Source organism: Nocardia sp. NPDC047648 (assembly GCF_040642815.1).
Taxonomy (GTDB): Bacteria; Actinomycetota; Actinomycetes; order Mycobacteriales; family Mycobacteriaceae; genus Nocardia; species Nocardia gamkensis.
The window spans coordinates 141,055-157,857 of record NZ_JBEYSX010000007.1; the positions used below are offsets into that span (position 1 = coordinate 141,055).

Annotated in this window: 15 protein-coding genes; 10 read left to right on the forward strand and 5 right to left on the reverse strand. The window is 69.9% G+C overall.

Annotation, left to right across the window (positions count from 1 at the left end; all coding sequences use genetic code 11):
• The first annotated feature begins 51 nt into the window (after positions 1 to 51).
• On the forward strand, positions 52 to 753 hold the full coding sequence (locus ABZ803_RS17130; RefSeq protein WP_357038552.1) for a DUF2334 domain-containing protein: 702 nt from the start codon (positions 52 to 54) through the stop codon (positions 751 to 753).
• A gap of 120 nt (positions 754 to 873) precedes the next feature.
• Here ABZ803_RS17130 and ABZ803_RS17135 read toward each other — a convergent pair whose 3' ends face one another.
• Entirely contained in the window at positions 874 to 2,265 is a 1,392-nt protein-coding gene (locus tag ABZ803_RS17135) for a glutamate decarboxylase (protein ID WP_357038555.1), read from the reverse strand.
• 204 nt (positions 2,266 to 2,469) lie between these two features.
• Here ABZ803_RS17135 and ABZ803_RS17140 point away from each other — a divergent pair, with 204 nt between their 5' ends.
• A complete protein-coding gene (locus ABZ803_RS17140; protein ID WP_357038558.1) occupies positions 2,470 to 3,825 on the forward strand; it encodes a dipeptidase in 1,356 nt (451 codons plus the stop codon).
• A gap of 2 nt (positions 3,826 to 3,827) precedes the next feature.
• Here the strand turns inward: ABZ803_RS17140 and ABZ803_RS17145 are convergent, their stop codons facing one another.
• Complete coding sequence (locus ABZ803_RS17145; protein ID WP_357038561.1) at positions 3,828 to 4,472, reverse strand: MBL fold metallo-hydrolase; 645 nt, start codon at positions 4,470 to 4,472, stop codon at positions 3,828 to 3,830.
• A gap of 131 nt (positions 4,473 to 4,603) precedes the next feature.
• Here ABZ803_RS17145 and purS point away from each other — a divergent pair, with 131 nt between their 5' ends.
• From purS to ABZ803_RS17165, 4 genes are all read left to right on the forward strand, one after another.
• Positions 4,604 to 4,840, forward strand: coding sequence for a phosphoribosylformylglycinamidine synthase subunit PurS (purS, locus tag ABZ803_RS17150; protein WP_040864762.1), 237 nt, complete (start codon positions 4,604 to 4,606; stop codon positions 4,838 to 4,840).
• Positions 4,837 to 5,514 (forward strand): phosphoribosylformylglycinamidine synthase subunit PurQ, encoded by a 678-nt coding sequence (purQ, locus tag ABZ803_RS17155; RefSeq protein WP_357038564.1) that lies wholly within the window; start codon positions 4,837 to 4,839, stop codon positions 5,512 to 5,514. The genes purS and purQ overlap by 4 nt, the downstream gene beginning before the upstream one ends.
• 662 nt (positions 5,515 to 6,176) lie before the next feature.
• Positions 6,177 to 6,608, forward strand: a complete 432-nt coding sequence (locus ABZ803_RS17160; RefSeq protein WP_357038567.1) for a MarR family transcriptional regulator — start codon at positions 6,177 to 6,179, stop codon at positions 6,606 to 6,608.
• Between the two features lie 238 nt (positions 6,609 to 6,846).
• Complete coding sequence (locus ABZ803_RS17165; RefSeq protein ID WP_357038570.1) at positions 6,847 to 8,145, forward strand: M18 family aminopeptidase; 1,299 nt, start codon at positions 6,847 to 6,849, stop codon at positions 8,143 to 8,145.
• Here the strand turns inward: ABZ803_RS17165 and ABZ803_RS17170 are convergent.
• The gene (locus tag ABZ803_RS17170) at positions 8,094 to 9,407 is read right to left on the reverse strand and encodes a glycosyltransferase 87 family protein (RefSeq protein ID WP_357038573.1); all 1,314 of its coding nucleotides are present in this window, start codon (positions 9,405 to 9,407) and stop codon (positions 8,094 to 8,096) included. The genes ABZ803_RS17165 and ABZ803_RS17170 overlap by 52 nt on opposite strands.
• A gap of 128 nt (positions 9,408 to 9,535) precedes the next feature.
• Here ABZ803_RS17170 and purL point away from each other — a divergent pair, with 128 nt between their 5' ends.
• Positions 9,536 to 11,830 carry a phosphoribosylformylglycinamidine synthase subunit PurL gene (purL, locus tag ABZ803_RS17175; protein ID WP_357038576.1) on the forward strand — a complete coding sequence of 765 codons (2,295 nt, stop codon included), beginning with the start codon at positions 9,536 to 9,538 and terminating at the stop codon, positions 11,828 to 11,830.
• 61 nt (positions 11,831 to 11,891) lie between these two features.
• Here the strand turns inward: purL and ABZ803_RS17180 are convergent, their stop codons facing one another.
• Entirely contained in the window at positions 11,892 to 12,182 is a 291-nt protein-coding gene (locus tag ABZ803_RS17180; RefSeq protein WP_040864726.1) for a YiaA/YiaB family inner membrane protein, read from the reverse strand.
• 158 nt (positions 12,183 to 12,340) lie between these two features.
• Here ABZ803_RS17180 and ABZ803_RS17185 point away from each other — a divergent pair, with 158 nt between their 5' ends.
• Genes ABZ803_RS17185 through ABZ803_RS17195 form a run of 3 tightly spaced genes read left to right on the forward strand, consistent with a single transcriptional unit; the run spans position 12,341 to position 15,169 of the window.
• Positions 12,341 to 14,074, forward strand: coding sequence for an alpha/beta hydrolase (locus ABZ803_RS17185; protein ID WP_040864727.1), 1,734 nt, complete (start codon positions 12,341 to 12,343; stop codon positions 14,072 to 14,074).
• A 32-nt stretch (positions 14,075 to 14,106) separates the two neighbouring features.
• Complete coding sequence (locus tag ABZ803_RS17190) at positions 14,107 to 14,727, forward strand: CPBP family intramembrane glutamic endopeptidase (RefSeq protein WP_357038581.1); 621 nt, start codon at positions 14,107 to 14,109, stop codon at positions 14,725 to 14,727.
• Positions 14,728 to 14,776: 49 nt separating this feature from the next.
• Complete coding sequence (locus tag ABZ803_RS17195; protein ID WP_357038584.1) at positions 14,777 to 15,169, forward strand: sterol carrier family protein; 393 nt, start codon at positions 14,777 to 14,779, stop codon at positions 15,167 to 15,169.
• Positions 15,170 to 15,350: 181 nt separating this feature from the next.
• Here ABZ803_RS17195 and ABZ803_RS17200 read toward each other — a convergent pair whose 3' ends face one another.
• Positions 15,351 to 16,619 carry an ABC transporter permease gene (locus tag ABZ803_RS17200; RefSeq protein ID WP_357038989.1) on the reverse strand — a complete coding sequence of 423 codons (1,269 nt, stop codon included), beginning with the start codon at positions 16,617 to 16,619 and terminating at the stop codon, positions 15,351 to 15,353.
• Positions 16,620 to 16,803: the final 184 nt, after the last annotated feature.

Below are 16,803 nucleotides of genomic sequence, written 5' to 3' on the forward strand. Positions count from 1 at the left end.
TGGTCATATAGCCTGCACGTCGTGGACACGTGCGGCTGGCACCGTGGGTTCATGAACGCTGAGCTGGTCGTATCGGTTTCCGGGATCAGGGACACCACCCGGGACACGGCGATGGGGTTCGCCGAGGAGATGGATCGGCGCGGCGTGCCGCTCTCGCTGCTGGTGGCTCCGCGGCTGAAGGGCAAATACCGGTTGCTCGACGACCCGGCGACGCAGGCCTGGCTGCGCGGCCGCCGCGCCCGCGGCGACGCCATCGTGCTGCACGGCTACGACCAGGCGGCCACCAAGCGGCGGCGCGCCGAGTTCGCCGCGCTGCCCCGGCACGAGGCGCGCTTGCGGTTGACCGCCGCGGATCGCGTGCTGGAGCAGGCCGACCTGCGTACCCGGCTGTTCGCGGCTCCGCGCTGGGATGCCTCGACCGGCGCGCTGGACGCGCTGCCCGAGGTCGGTTTCCGGCTGGCGCTCGGGTTGACCTCGATCATCGACCTGGAGCGCAATATGGCGCAGAAATCCAGGGTGTACGGCATCGGCGATGGCTTCCGCGCCGAACCCTGGTGGTGCCGCGCCCTGGTCATGGGCGCCGCGCGCACCGCCCGTCGCGGCGGCGTGCTGCGACTGGCCGTATCCGCCGCGCAGTTGACGCGTTCGGGCCCCCGTCAAGCCGTGCTCGACGCCGTCGACTTGGCGCTGTTCCACGGTGCGGCGGGAACGACCTACCGGTGGGAGCCCTTCCCCGCCATTCGAGCCGCATGACTGACGCCGCGGGCGGCGGCGGGTCGGCCCCATCGCCCGCGGCCGGTCGGGACCGCCGTCGCGCGACCGATCGGCGCCGCCGCCCGCGAATGGCGTAGCCGGGCGGCGGCGCTGTCACGATCAGGACGGAGCGATCGTCGTCTCCGCGACGGCAGCCGTAGCGTCGTGCGTGAAGCCACCGGCCTCCTCGCGCGTGAGCGAGGTCGAGAACGGCCGCTGCCGCAGCTGTCGTATGCAGCGCTCGAGATCGGCGATCAGCATGTCGGCCATGTCGACGGTGAAGCCGTGGCGCAGCACAGCGCGCATCACCGTCTCGTCGTTCCGGTCCCCGGGCAGCGGATAGGCCGCGATCAGCCAGCCTCTGGAGCGCAGCCGGTCGGACAGGTCATAGAGGTTGAAGCCGGGATCGCCGGTCAGGCGCCAGCACACCGCGGTGATGCCGCGCTGCGGATCGCCGTCGTGGATCAGCTCGAAGACCCCGAGGCCGCGCACTCCCGCGGCCAAGTGCTGCGCCACCCGGTAGATCGCGGACTGCACCCTGGCGTAGCCGGACCGTCCCAAGCGGATGAACTGGTAGTACTGCGTGATCGCCTGCCCACCCGGCCGGGAGAAATTCAGGTTGAAGGTGGCCATGCTGCCGCCGAGGTAGTCGACGTCGAAGATCAACTCCTCCGGCAGGTCACCGGCTTCGCGCCAGATCGCCCAACCCGCGCCGAGCGGGGCCAGCCCGGTCTTGTGGCCGGAGGCGTTGATCGACTTCACCCTGGGCAGCCGGAAATCCCAGACCAGATCCGGTGCGGCGAAGGGCGCGAGGAAACCGCCGCTGGCCGCGTCGACGTGAATGGGGATGTCCCAGCCCTTCTCGCGCTCGAGTGCGTCGAGCGCCGCGCTCGTCCCTGCGACGTCCTCGAACAGGCCGGTGTAGGTCTGCCCGAAGGTCGGGACGACCATCATGGTGTTCGCGTCGCAGTACTCGGCGAGGTCGTCGGGATGCATGGTGAGCCGATCGCCGCGCAGCGGGATCTGCCGGATCTCGACATCGAAGTACCGCGCGAACTTCTCCCAGCACACCTGCACGGGCCCACAGACGAAGTTGGGTGTGCCGGTGCCGCCACCCTTGCGCCAGCGGAACTTCGCCGCGAGCCCGCCGAGCATGGCCGCCTCGCTGGAGCCGATGGTCGAGGTGCCGTGCGTGCCTGCCGGGTCGGGCGCGTGCCACAGATCGGCGACCATCCGCACGGCCCGGCGCTCCAACTCGGCGGTCTGCGGGTATTCGTCCTTGTCGACGATGTTCTTGTCCAGGCATTCGGACATCAGCCTGCGCGCCTGGTCCTCCACCCAGGTGGTGCAGAACGTGGCCAAGTTCATCCTCGAGACGCCGTCGAGCATCAGTTCGTCGTGCACGATCTCGTACGCGACCTGCGGGAACATCTCGTGCGGGGGAAATCCGGTTCGCGGCGCGGACCGGCTGAGCCCCGGCAGGGCGAACAGATCATCGGCTGCTTCGGACATGCGGGCCTCCCGGTCGACAGGGTGCGGGTGTGCCTCATCTCTCGCGGAGGATGCCCTGCGATAGCTGACATCTTCCCTCGCTCACCTTGACACACCGCGGCCGTCCCGCGGACGTACTTCGCCTTCTCCCCGGAGACGTCTCGTGCGCGGACACCCGCCCAGCTGTGCGAACTTCACCCGGAAGGCCGGGGATAGGGTTGGGGGATGACAGACGATGTGCGTGTCGCAGCGCTGCGCAGCGCGGTGGCAGAGTTGATGAAACAGGCGAAAACCGATCTGGCTCAGCTCGTTTCGTTCAAGTCGGTAGCCGATCCCCGGCAGTTCCCTCTCGAGGAGTGCGACGCGGCGGCGCAGTGGGTGGCCGACGCGTTCGCCGCGGCGGGGCTGACCACGGTCGGCCTGCACGAAACGCCGGACGGCACCAAGGCGGTAGTCGCATCGCGGCCCGCTCCCGATGGTGCGCCGACGGTGTTGCTCTACTGTCACTACGACGTCCAGCCCCCGATGGACGAGGCCGCATGGCGCACCCCGCCGTGGGAGCTGACCGAGCGCGACGGGCGCTGGTACGGGCGCGGCAGCGCCGACTGCAAGGGCAACATCGTCATGCACCTGACGGCTCTGCGCGCGCTCGGCGCGGATCTGCCGGTGGGGGTCATCGTGGTGGCGGAAGGCTCCGAGGAACAGAGCACCGGGGGACTGGAGCGGTTCGTCGAGGCCGAGCCGGAGCTGCTGCGCGCCGACGCGATCGTCGTCGGCGACTGCGGTAACTTCGCCGCGGGTGTGCCGACCCTGACGCAGACGCTGCGCGGCGGAGTGAACGTGGTGGTCACGGTCGAAACCCTGGTCGGCCCCTTGCATTCCGGCATGTTCGGCGGCCCGGCTCCCGACGCGCTCGCCGCGCTGATCCACCTGCTCGCCTCGCTGCGCGACGAGCGGGGCAACACCACCATCGACGGGTTGCCGAACGATCAGGTCTGGCCGGGCGTCCAGTATCCGAGCGAGCAGTTCCACGCCGACGCGCGCGTGCTGCGCGATGTGGAACTCGTCGGCGACGGCACCGTGGCCGACCTGCTCTGGGCGCGGCCGGCGCTGACGGTGCTCGGCATCGACGCGCCTCCGGTGGTCGGCTCCGCCGCCGCCATCCCCGCGATCGCGCGCGCCCGGCTGAACCTGCGCATTCCGCCGGGCACCGACCCGGATCAGGCGCACCGGGCGCTCGTCGCGCACCTCGAGGCGCACACGCCGTGGCGCGCCAGGCTGACCGTCGAACTGGAAGGCGCCGGAGCGCCGTTCCGGTCCCCGACCGGCGGACCGGCGCGCGCCGCGATGGAAGCGGCGCTCGCCGCGTCCTACGGTCGTCCGGCGACCACCCAGGGGCAGGGCGGCTCGATCCCGCTGTGCAATGTCTTCGCCACCACCTACCCGGACGCGGAGATCATGCTGCTGGGGGTCGAGGAACCGAAAGCCCTGATCCACGCCCCCAACGAGAGCGTGGATCCGAAGGAGATCGAGCACATGGCCTTGGCCGAGGCGATCTTCCTGGCGACCTACGCCGGATAGCGCTACAGGTCGGTGTCGCTCTCCGGGGCGAGCACCCGGAATTCGGTTCCGGCGGGAGCCATTTCGGACAGCCTGCCGAAGTAGATGCCCTGCGCCTCCTCGCGGATGATGCCGTAGTGGATGGGCAGCGCGACCCGCGGAGCCACTGCGCGCAGGTAGTCGACGGCTTCGCTGACCCGCATCCACGGCGCCGCGGCGGGCGCGGCCAGCACGCCGACCGGGACCGGCGGCACCCACAGCGAGTCGCCGGGGTGCACGAGCTGCGCCGGGTCGTCGGCGGTGCCCAGCTGGAAGACGGTGTTGTCGATGACGGGGATCTCCGGATGGATCACGGCGTGCCTGCCCCCGCCGCCGGTGATCCGGAGATCGCCGAGGGTGAGCACGTTGCCCGCGTGCACCGCCTCCCACCGCTCGCCGCGCTGCTGGGCGGTCTGCGGATCCGACAGCAACCGCGCGCCGGGGTTCGCCTCGACCAGCGCCTCGATCCGGTTCGGGTCGATGTGGTCGGGATGCTGGTGGGTGACCGCGATCGCGTCCAGGCCGGTGAGGCCCTCGAAGCCGTGTGAGAACGTGCCCGGGTCGAACAGGATCTTCTTGCCGTGCAGCTCGACGAGGAGACAGGAGTGACCGAAGTGGGCTATGCGCATGCCGCCATGCTAGCCACGCCGGGTGTGTTCTCCACGACATCGCGGGTGTCTCGGCGCACCCCGCGGATGCCGCGCTCGACCAGCACAACTACGCTGCTGAGGTAACCCCCCAACCACATGAGGAGCAACGCGTGGCACGAGTCGTGGTCGAGGTGATGCCGAAGGCCGAGATCCTGGATCCGCAGGGGCAGGCCATCGTCGGCGCACTCCCGCGCCTGGGATTCGAGGGCATCTCGGACGTGCGCCAGGGCAAGCGATTCGAACTCGACGTCGATGACAGCATCGACGACGCGGCGCTCGAGCAGATCGCCGAATCGCTGTTGTGCAACACCGTGATCGAGGAGTGGAAGGTGGTTCGCCTCTCATGAGCGCGCGCATCGGGGTGATCACCTTTCCCGGCACGCTCGACGACGTGGACGCGGCACGGGCGGTGCGCCTGGCCGGCGCCGAGGCGGTCAGCCTGTGGCATGCCGACGCCGACCTCAAGAGCGTCGACGCGGTGATCGTGCCCGGCGGCTTCTCCTACGGCGACTACCTGCGGGCGGGCGCCATCGCCCGGTTCGCGCCCGTCATGGGTGAGGTCGTGCGTGCCGCGGGCACCGGACTGCCGGTGCTGGGCATCTGCAACGGCTTCCAGGTGCTGTGCGAGGCCGGGTTGCTGCCCGGCGCGCTGACCCGCAACGAAGGGCTGCACTTCATCTGCCGCGACGAGTGGCTGACCGTGGAGTCGGTGTCGACGGCGTGGACCTCCCGCTTCGAGCCGGGCGCTCAGATCCTCGTCCCGCTCAAGTCCGGTGAAGGGCGCTACCAGGCCTCGGAAGCCGTGCTGGACCAGCTCGAGGGCGAGGGCCGGGTGGTCTTCCGCTACGCGAGCGGCAACCCGAACGGCTCACAGCGCGGCATCGCGGGCATCGCCTCGGCCAACGGTCGCGTCGTCGGCTTGATGCCGCACCCCGAACACGCCACCGAGCCGCTGACCGGTCCCAGTGACGACGGTCTCGGCCTGTTCCTCTCGGTACTGGACTCGCTGGTAGGGGTGTAGGCCTCCAGCGTTCGCATTCGTCTTCCGCTGGTGTGGTCGACGATCGCGAAGCCGACCCGATCCGCGCGGGCGATAGATCCGCGCTGGATCGCCTGGTCGCCTCGGAAACACCGTACGCCGCAAACAGTTTCGAGACCACGGCTGGTCGAGGGCGTCGAGTATCTCGGGCACTTCCAGCGATCCGGCCGTCCGCTCCAGCGCGCCCGGTGTGTGGACGGCTTCGTAGGTGGCGTTGCCGAAGCTGGTGAGCGCAGGGGCGAACGCGCCGTACCGCGCGCGGTAGCGGGTCATCCGGCCCGCGGAGTCCCTCGCTACCGCCCGCCGAACCGCGCAGGCCCCGTCACGGCCCCGCCGAACCGCGCAGGTGCCCCACGGTGACGGCGTGCGTCATGCCGGTGGACGGCAGCGCGGAGACCTCGGCCGACGTCCGCCCTCGTCGATATTCGTAGTACGAATTTCGCGCCCCGGAATTCCCGCACTCCGGTTGATTTCAACGGCCGCGACGGATATCGCCGCGTCGCGGGACCTGCGCGTTGATCCCGCCCGGTTCCTGTCGCGGAACTATGTCGAGGACCTCGATCGTCCCCGCAGGGCTCTCGAACGACGTCGACATTCGGTACTCTTCTTCTCGTTCGAGCGGAATTCACGGCAGGCGGGAAATAATGACGTCCATTGTGAGCGGAAATTCGACGCTACATGGCGCGCTGCGTGCCGCGGAGCGCGGTTGGGTGCGGCATCTGGACGTGGCGTTGTGCACCAGGCAGCTCTCGCCGGATCAGTGGTCGATGCTGTCGAATCTGTGCGGCGACGCGGGGATCACCATGACCGAACTGGCGGCCAGATCGCAGCTGGCGCCGTCCTCTGCCACCCGGCACGCCGACTATCTGGCCGAGCGCGGCCTGATCTTCCGGCTCGCCGCGCAGGACGATCGCCGCCGCATCCTCATCGGCCTCAGCAGGCTCGGCGCCGACCTGGTCGCCGAGGTGCGCGCGGAGGAGGCGCGTGCCGAACAAGAGTTGCGCGGGCGCATCGGCGCGCGCCGATATACCGAACTCATGCGATTGCTCGACCTGGTTTCCATCGCCTCGGAGTAATACTCCGAAGTACCGACATTCGTCCGATGAATGCCGCGAACGCCCGATTCGTGATCGAATACGGGACCATTCTCGTCCTTATGTTCCGGGGCGAATCGACTCGTGCCGAGTAGTGATTCAGCGGGACGATTTCTCGCGATTACCGCATCGGCCACGGCGTATTCGACCGGGTATTCGCCACACCCCCCCGATCGACCGGGGCACACCGGTCACGGCCCGCTTGCCTAGGATCGCAGGCATGCCCGTCTCCACCACCGCAGCCACGGCCGCTGGGCTGTGCGCGTTCATCGATGTGTCTCCGTCGCCGTTCCACGTCTGCCGCACGGTCGCCGCGGAGTTGGACGCGCGGGGATTCTCCCGGCTCGCCGAGTCGCAGACCTGGCCGTCGGACGACACGGGCAGGCACTACGTGGTGCGCGGTGGGTCGCTGGTGGCCTGGGCCGCGGGGGACGCGGCGGGCGCGACCCCGTTCCGTGTGGTCGGGGCGCACACCGACAGCCCGAACCTGCGCGTCAAGCAGCATCCCGACCTGACCTCGGCAGGCTGGCAGCTCGTGGGGCTGGAACCGTACGGCGGCGCGTGGCTGAACTCGTGGCTGGATCGCGAGCTCGGTGTCTCCGGACGGTTGAGCGTGCGCGACGGAAACACGGTGGGCGAGCGCCTGGTTCGCATCGATGAGCCGATCCTGCGGGTGCCGCAGCTGGCCATCCACCTGTCCGAGGACCGCAGGGGCGTCACGCTGGACCCGCAGCGGCACGTCAACGCGGTGTGGGGCGCGGGATACGAGGCGGCGTCGTTCATCGATTTCGTGGCCGATCGGGTGGAGGTCGATCCCGAGGACGTGCTGGGCTGGGAGCTGATGACCCACGACCTGACACCGAGCAGGCTGATCGGGCGGGATCAGGACTTGGTCAGCGCGCCCCGCCTGGACAACCAGGGCACCTGCTTCGCGGGCCTCCAAGCGTTCCTAGCGGCGATCGACACGCCGGGGGCGGCGATCCCGGTGCTGGCCATGTTCGACCACGAGGAGGTCGGCAGCCAGTCCGACCGGGGCGCGCAGTCGGATCTGCTGCCCACGGTGCTGGAACGCATCGTGCTGGCGCGCGGCGGCGGCCGCGCCGATTACCTTGCCGCGCTGGCCGGTTCGGTGTGCGCGTCCGGTGACATGGCGCACGCGACGCACCCGAACTATCCGGAGCGCCACGAGCCCGCGCACCGCATCGAGGTCAACGGCGGGCCGGTGCTGAAGGTCAACCAGAACCTGCGCTACGCCACCGACGCCACCGGCGCGGGAGCGTTCGCGCTGGCCTGCGCGCAGGCCGCGGTCCCGTTGCAGCGCTACGTGCATCGCGCCGACCTGCCCTGCGGCTCCACGATCGGACCGATGACCGCGGCGCGCACCGGCATGCCGACCGTCGACGTGGGCGCGCCGCAGCTGGCGATGCATTCCGCGCGCGAGCTGATGGGCGTGTTCGACGTCCCGGCCTACGCCGCGGCGCTGGCCGCCTTCCTCACGCCGGAGGCCACCGGGCGGTAGGTGAACACCGCGACGAGGAACACCGCGAACGTGGCCAGCACGTAACTGCTTCCGATGATCTGCTGCCACCAGGCCCACTCCAGCTCGCGGTCGCGCGAGTGCGGCAGCAGCCAGTGCGGGCCGATCAGGAACAGCACAGCGCCCGCCACGACCACGCCGATCGCCCGCGGGCTGCGCGTGCCGCGCACCATGAGGTCGGCGGTGAGCACGAGCGCGGGCGCGATCCACACCCAGTGATGCGACCAGGACACCGGCGAGACCAGCAGCACCGCCGCGGCGTTCACCAGCAGCGCCGCCGCGGTCGCGCCCGCTTCGAGTAGCCTGCGCATCCACACCGCGGCCAGCGCCACCGCCAGCACCGACAGCGTGATCCACAGCAGAGTGGCCGCCGTGTCGTCGATGCCCAACCGGAAGGCCATGCCCTTGATGGACTGGTTACCCGCGAAGTAGGGCGGTCCGATCCGGCCGGTGTCGGCGAGGGTGTGGAACCAATAGTCCACGGAATCATCGGGGAACAGCAGGAATCCGAGACCGACCGCCGCGATCGCGGACACCACCAGCGTGCCGGCGGCCTTCCAGTCCTTGCGCAGCACGAAGTACAGCAGGTATCCGGCCGGGATCAGTTTCACCGATACCGCGATGCCGATCAGCATGCCGCGCGGCCAGAACGGCTTGCGCGCCAGGCAGTCCAGGGTGATCGCGGCCATCAGCACCAGGTTGATCTGGCCGAAGCCGAAGGTCTGGCGGACCGGTTCGAAGAACTGCGCCACCGCGACCGCGCCGACGACCAGGGCGAGCACGGCAGGACGGGACAGGCCGGGACGCAACCGAGCCAGCACCAGCCACAGCGAGATGGCCAGGGCGGCTACCGAGGTGACGACCACCACCACCTCGGCGATCACCAGCGGCAGCAGCGCCAGCGGCGCGAAGAACAACGCGGCCAAGGGCGGATAGGTGAACGGCAGCCCGATCCCCTCGACCGGTGGCATCGGGCCGTACAGATCGCCGCCGTCCAACCAGACCCGGGCGCCGTTGCGATAGACCTGCAGGTCGATGTAACCGTGCCACCAGTGCGCCAGCAGCGAGACGAGCACCGACACCGCGAACAACGCGGCGGCAGCAATCAGCCAGCGCACTTGCGGTGTCCCGGGGTTCGGCGACGCGTCACCGGGCGCGGCTCCCGATTCCCCGCTCCGGGCCGGCGCGGCGTCCGAGGCGATCGATCGCTCACCCGGATTCGCGACCCCCGATCCTTCGTTCACCGGCTCAGACTAGCCGGTGCGTATGGCCCGTACCCACTGCCTCTAGACTTACACCCAGGCATCTCGCCGCCCCCCAGTGACAACGCTCGTCGCTTCACAATGCCCGGCCGAAAGGACCCTGGTACTCCGTGACTCCGCAGGTCGACACCGTCAGCGCAGCCGCAGCAAACCCCGACGTGCCGCAACCCTACAAAGAACTCGGGCTCAAAGACGACGAGTACGCCCGGATCAAGGAGATCCTCGGCCGCAGGCCGACGGACGCCGAACTGGCGATGTACTCGGTGATGTGGAGCGAACACTGCTCCTACAAGTCCTCGAAGGTGCATCTGCGCTACTTCGGCCAGACCACCACCGACGAGATGCGCGAGTCCATGCTCGCGGGCATCGGTGAGAACGCGGGCGTCGTCGACGTCGGCGACGGCTGGGCGGTCACCTTCAAGGTGGAAAGTCACAACCACCCCTCCTACGTCGAGCCGTACCAGGGTGCGGCCACCGGCGTCGGCGGCATCGTGCGCGACATCATGGCGATGGGCGCGCGCCCGATCGCGGTGATGGACCAACTGCGCTTCGGCGCCGCGGACGCGGCCGACACCCGCCGCGTGGTGGACGGCGTGGTGCGCGGTGTCGGCGGGTACGGCAACTCGCTCGGCCTGCCGAACGTCGGCGGCGAGACCGTGTTCGACGCCTCCTACCAGGGCAACCCGCTGGTGAACGCGCTGTGCGCCGGGGTGATGCGGGTCGAGGACCTGCACTTGGCCTTCGCCTCCGGCGCGGGCAACAAGATCGTGCTGTTCGGCGCGCGCACCGGTCTGGACGGCATCGGCGGCGTCTCGGTGCTGGCCTCGGACACCTTCTCCGGTGACGAGTCCGGCTCCGGTCGCAAGAAGCTGCCCTCGGTGCAGGTCGGCGACCCGTTCACCGAGAAGGTGCTCATCGAGTGCTGTCTCGAGCTGTACGCGGCGAAGCTGGTGGTCGGCATCCAGGACCTCGGCGGCGCCGGGTTGTCCTGCGCCACTTCCGAGCTCGCTGCGGCCGGTGACGGCGGCATGCACATCGAGCTGGACAAGGTACCGCTGCGCGCGACCGGCATGACGCCCGCCGAGGTGCTCTCCAGCGAGTCGCAGGAGCGCATGTGCGCGGTCGTCACTCCGGAGAACGTGGACGCGTTCATGGCCGTGTGCCGCAAGTGGGACGTGCTGGCCACGGTGATCGGCGAGGTCACCGAGGGTGACCGGCTGGTGGTCACCTGGCACGGCGACACCGTGGTGGACGTGCCGCCGCGCACCGTCGCGCACGAGGGCCCGGTCTACGAGCGCCCGCTCGCGCGGCCCGACGAGCAGGACGCGCTGATCGCCGACACCCCGGACGGGCTCGCCCGGCCGGAGACCGCCGACGAACTGCGCGCCACGCTGCTGCGGATGATCTCCAGCCCGCAGCTGTGCAGCCGCAAGTGGATCACCGAGCAATACGACCGCTACGTGCGCGGCAACACCGTGCTCGCCGACCAGGCCGACGCGGGCGTCATCCGGATCGACGAGCAGACCGGCCGCGGCATCGCGCTGGCCACCGACGCGTCCGGCCGCTACACCAAGCTGGACCCCTACGCCGGTGCGCAGCTGGCGCTGGCCGAGGCCTTCCGCAACGTGGCCACCACCGGCGCGACGCCGAAGGCCGTCACCAACTGCCTGAACTTCGGCTCGCCCGAGGACCCCGGCGTGATGTGGCAGTTCCAGCAGGCCGTGCGCGGCTTGGCGGACGGCTGCGTGGCGCTCGGCATCCCGGTCACCGGCGGCAACGTCAGTTTCTACAACCAGACCGGCCAGACCGCGATCCTGCCGACCCCGGTGGTCGGCGTGCTCGGCGTGATCGACGACGTGCACCGCCGCATCCCTACCGGCCTCGGGCTGGAGCCGGGCGAGACGCTGATCCTGCTCGGCGAGACCCGCGACGAGTTCGGCGGGTCGATCTGGTCCCAGGTGGAGCACGATCATCTGGGCGGCGTGCCGCCGAAGGTCGACTTCGCCCGCGAGCAGCTGCTCGCGGAGGTGCTGACCGCCGGTTCGCGCGACGGCATGATCAGCGCCGCGCACGACCTCTCCGAGGGCGGTCTCGCCCAGGCCGTCGTCGAAGCCGTGCTCGCCGGTGAAACCGGTTGCCGCATCCTGCTTCCCGAGGGCGAGGACCCGTTCGTCACGCTGTTCTCCGAGTCGGCGGGGCGCGTGCTGGTCGCCGTGCCGCGCTCGGAGGAGACCAGGTTCACCCGGATGTGCACCGCGCGCGAACTGCCGTGGGTGCGTATCGGTGTGGTCGATCAGGGCTCGGATTCGCTCGAGGTGCAGGGCCAGTTCTCGATCCCCATGGACGAGTTGCGGACCGCGCACGAGGGCACGCTGCCGAAGCTGTTCGGCGCGGGCACCGTCTGACGAAACGCCCACCTGGGCGGGCCTGAACCCCTCGTTACCGGGCCCGCCCAGGTGCGCGTACTCAGGCGACGGAATTGAACGGATCGTGCTCGGAGAGCAGCTTCTCCATCCGCGCCTGATCGATGCGACCGTTTATGGTCGCCGCCTCGTGCTGGTCGCGGACCACCTTCGCCAGCGTGAAGGTGCTCGTGACCAGGAAGAGCATCGACATCCCCAGGAATCCGCGCTGCCAGACATCCAGGGGCAGCGCGTAGATGCCGATGCCGATGCCGACGAAGCTGATGCCGAAGGCGAGCGAGGCCTGCGCGACGTATGCGGCGCTGGCTTTCGTCCGCGTGGTCGTTGTGCTCATGGATAAGAGTTTCCGGACGGCGCGGCCCGAGCACCCCTGTACAACTACTCGAGCGGAATGGGTAGTTGCCATTCGCGGCGGTGTGATCCGCGCCCGGTGCGCCCGCGTCGCGGTGGGCGACGCGCCGGGCCGTCGGTGCCGACCGCCATACTGATCGAATGCTGGAGAGCGCCGGGACCATGCGAAAGCTGCGCACGCGCGCGGTCGCGATGACCCGGCACGCCGAGGACGTCATCGATCTCAACTACGTCGGCCTGGTCGTGGCCACCGTGTTCTTCGCGCTGTCGGTGACGCCGTCGCTGCTGCCGCGCGACTGGCTGTTCCAGGGATTGATCAGCGGGATCAACGCCGCCATCGGCTACGGCGCCGGCTGTTTGCTGGAGTGGCTGTTCCGGCTGTGGGTGCGGCCACGGTTGAAGATCTCGCCACCGCCGACGTGGGCGCGTTACGCGATCAAGTCCGCCGTGCTGCTCACCGCCGCGTTGAGCGCCGCGCTGATGCTGATCCAGTCGGCGCGGTGGCAGCGTGAGATCACGGCGTTGATGGGCATGGAAGGCACCACCACGCCCGCCTACCTGCGCACCGGTCTGCTCAGCCTGGCGGTCGGCGTCGCGGCCGTCTCGGCCTATCGGACGCTGCGGGAGATCATCCTGTTCCTGGCCCGCCTGCTCAATCGGTGGGTGCGGATCCCACGCGAACTCGCGCCGGCCGCCGGCTTCCTGGTGCTGGTGGTGCTGGCGGTGACGATCTTCAACGGTGTGGCCACCCAGGCGTTCTTCGCGGTGGCCAACTCGGCCTTCAGCGTGCAGAACGACCACACCTCGGTGAACGCGGTGCAACCGCAGCAGCCGGAACGCTCCGGCAGCCCGACCTCGCTGGCGAAGTGGGAGACCCTCGGCTTCGAAGGGCGCTGGTTCGTCTCACACGGTCCCACGGCGAGCCGCATCACCTCGGTCACCGGCCGTCCGGCCAAGGAACCCATCCGGGCCTACGTCGGCTTGGAGTCGGGCGAAGGCGACGAGGAACCGGCCGAGCTGGCCGTGGCGGAATTGGAGCGAACCGGAGCGTTCGACCGGAAGGCGCTCGTGGTGGTCACCACCACCGGGACCGGGTGGGTGAACTCGCTGGCAGCCGGGGCGATCGAGTACATGTACGACGGTGACACCGCGATGGTCGCCACGCAGTACTCGTACCTGCCCAGCGTGCTGTCGTTCCTGGCCGACCGCAACAAGGCCGCCGCGGCGGGCAGGGACTTGTTCGACGCGGTGTACCAGCACTGGTCCGCGCGGCCGCCGCAGGTTCGCCCCAAGCTGCTGGTGTACGGGGAGAGCCTGGGTTCGCAGGGTTCCGAGGCGGCGTTCGACGGGCTGGCCGATCTGCGGGCCAAGGTCGACGGCGCACTCTGGGTCGGCCCGCCCAATTCCAACCGGCTGTGGCAGCAGTTCGTCGCCCGCCGCGATCCGGGGTCCCGGGAGGTCCAGCCGCTGTACGCGGACGGGTTGGTGGTCCGGTTCGCCAGCGACAGCGCCGACCTGGCGCGGCCCTCGACGGAGTGGCGGCCGCCGCGCATCGCGTATCTACAGCACGCGTCCGACCCGATCGTCTGGTGGTCGCCGGACCTGATCTTCTCGCGCCCGGATTGGCTGTCGGAGCCGCGCGGCTCGGACGTCTCCTCCCAGATGCGCTGGTGGCCGTTCGTCACCTTCTGGCAGGTGGCCGCCGACCTGACCAACGCGCAGGGCGTCACCGACGGGCACGGACACCGCTACGGCAGCCTGGTGCTGGACGGCTGGGCGGCCATCGCCGCGCCGCCGGACTGGACCGCGGAGCGCTCCGAACGGATCCGGGCCGAAGTCGAGGCCGCCGAGGATTACGAGCGGACGACCAAGTGAGACGCAGGCGGCCCGCGAGAATCATTGCGGCCGTGGCATTTCCGCTGATCTGGAGCAACGTGGTCCTGCCCCGCCTCGGTCTCGGCATACGCGGGCGAACCGCGGCCAACGCCGGGTTCGCCACCGCATACGCGCTCGCGTCGCGCGCCGAGCCGGGCCGCGACTCGTGGCGTGGCGCGCGCTGCGGGCTGCTCGCCGTCTCGGGCGTCGTGGCCGGTTACGTCGCGGCCCTTGCCGTTCCATCACTGCGATGGCGACTGGCCGGACTCGCCGAACGTGGGCCGGACGTGTCGACCGCGGAGTGGGCGGCCGTGCACATCCCCCTCGGGACCGTCTACAGCGAGGAACTGGTTTTCCGCGGCACGCTGGATCCCCTGCTGGACCACGTCTTCGGCCCGCGCACGGGTGCGTTGCTCGGCGCGGCGACTTTCGGGCTCTGGCACATCGCTCCCGCGCGGGCCGTGGGCGACAGCGTCCCCGCCACCGTGGCCGTCACCGCTGCGGGCGGCCTCGTGTTCGGTCGGCTGCGCCGCCGCACCGCGGGCACCGTCGCCCCGGCGCTGCTGCATCTCGCCATGAACGCGGGCGGGGCGATCGCGCCGCGCTTGGCCCGCCGCATCGAGGCTTCCTCGCGCGGATCCCGGCCGGCGTAGTACGGCTTGGGGACAACTGTGGATGAATTCGGGAAGTAGGGTCGCGAAGGTGGCAGGACGAGGGACGGTCGACCCGGCGCAAACGAGGGCGGCGGTGGCGGTGGTGAGCGAGTGGTTGCGCGACGAATCGGTCGACGCGCCCGCGCGCGCCGAACTCGCGGCGGCGGTGCGCAGCACGGCGCGCTCGCTGGCGGCCTCCGCGCCGGGACATTCGGTGGAGGTGCGGGTGCCGCCGTTCGTCGCGGTGCAGTGCGTCGAGGGACCGCGGCACACCAGGGGCACTCCGCCGAACGTCGTCGAGACCGACCCGCGCACCTGGCTGCTGTTGGCCACCGGCCTGCTCGCGTTCGACGACGCCGTCGCCTCCGGCGCGGTCACCGCCTCCGGCACCCGCGCGGCCGAGATCGCTCATTGGCTCCCGATCGTCCGGGCCACCGCCTGAGGTCCGCCCGCATGCGGCGCTGATGGAACGTCAGGGTGTGCTCGTCAACCCTTGCGCCGAGGCGTGTTTCGCAGCCGTGCCGTGACCGCCGACGAGGTCGGCTCGGCGGTGCCATCCGCCGGGGATCTCCTCGGCGCATGACAGACCTCCGCGCCGGTGGCCGATATCCCGCGCGTACGTGTCACGCCTGGACGATGTTGCGGCGCTCCAGCCCCTTACGGTCGTAGAAGCGGGTGATCGCCGCGCCCAGCACCAGCCCGATCGCCAGCCCCAGGACGGCCATCCACACCCCGCGCGTGAGTCCCGCCTCGAAATTCGCGTCGAAGTACAGGATCGACCGCACCCCGAGGAACACCTGGTGCATGGGCTCGAAGGAGGCGAGCGAGCCGAAGTATCGCGGCGTCGCCTCGATCGGCACGGTGCCGCCGGAGGACGGCAAACCGAGGATGACGAACAGGATCAGGTTCACCAGCAGGCCCGCCGAGCCGATCGCGGCCAGCGTGGACAGCCCGGTGACGCCAACGGCGGTAAGGGCCAGCACGCTGTAGAGATACAGGGCGAGCGGATTGCCGATCGGCATGTCCAGCAGCTTGCCGACGACCAGGAACACCGCGGAGACGATGCTCGCCGCCAGCACGAACACGCCCCACTTGATCAGCAATGTCCTGAACCGCGAGATCGGCGTGGACGGGTAGTGCACATACCAGGGGCCGTACTCGGTGGGCACGAAGCCGAGCTGCGCGTCGATCATGGTGTGGATCACCATCGCGCCGACCACACCGGCCAGCAGCAGCAACAGTGCGTAGAAGAACGCGGTCAGCCCCTGCCCGCTACCGTGCGGCAGCGGGTGGTACTGCTGCGTGACCACCTCGATCGGTGACGCCAGCGCCACCTTGGTCGCCCCGGTCAGCTCTGGCGCGGGCGGACCGCCGGGCGGCGGGGCGAGCTGCGCGGTGACCTGATCGAGCAGCTGCTTGCCGACCTGCTTGTTCACCTCGGTGAGCGCCTCGTCGCCGACCCGGAGCACGATCTGGGTGCCGAACGCGCCCGTGCGCGGATTCGTCTGCAACGTGATGATCGGCCGCTGGATATCGCCCGGTATGACACTGCCCACACCGAGATTCCCGAGCCGCTTGCTGAAGTCGCTCGGGATGATGATCGCCCCGTAGACCTGTCCGGACTGCATCTGGCGCTCGGACTCGTTGATGCTGATCACCCGCAGGTCGACCTTGTCCGACGGCACCCCATCGGACAGCGCCTGGGTGATCTGGTCGCCGAAATTGACCTTCCGCGCGGCGCTCCCGTTGCCGATGGTGTCGCCGACGTCCTGGTTGACCAGGGCGATCGGGAAGTCGTGCAGGTTCTTCTCCGGATCGACGACGTAGTCGAGGTACATGATGCCCAGCAGTGCGGTGAGCAGGCTCAGCACCGCGAGGGGGAAGAGCACCATCCGAGGCCATGGCCTGCGCGCGGGGGCCGCACCCGACTCCGTCGTGCTCGCGTCGTCCGTAGTCGTCACGGTGCGCACCGTAACAGTTGCCCGCGTCGCATCGGCCGCGCTTCGGGCACTCCGGATTGCTGCTCGGATGCGGCGGCGGTGTCGGTGCGCCACGGAGCACCCGTAGAATGAAATC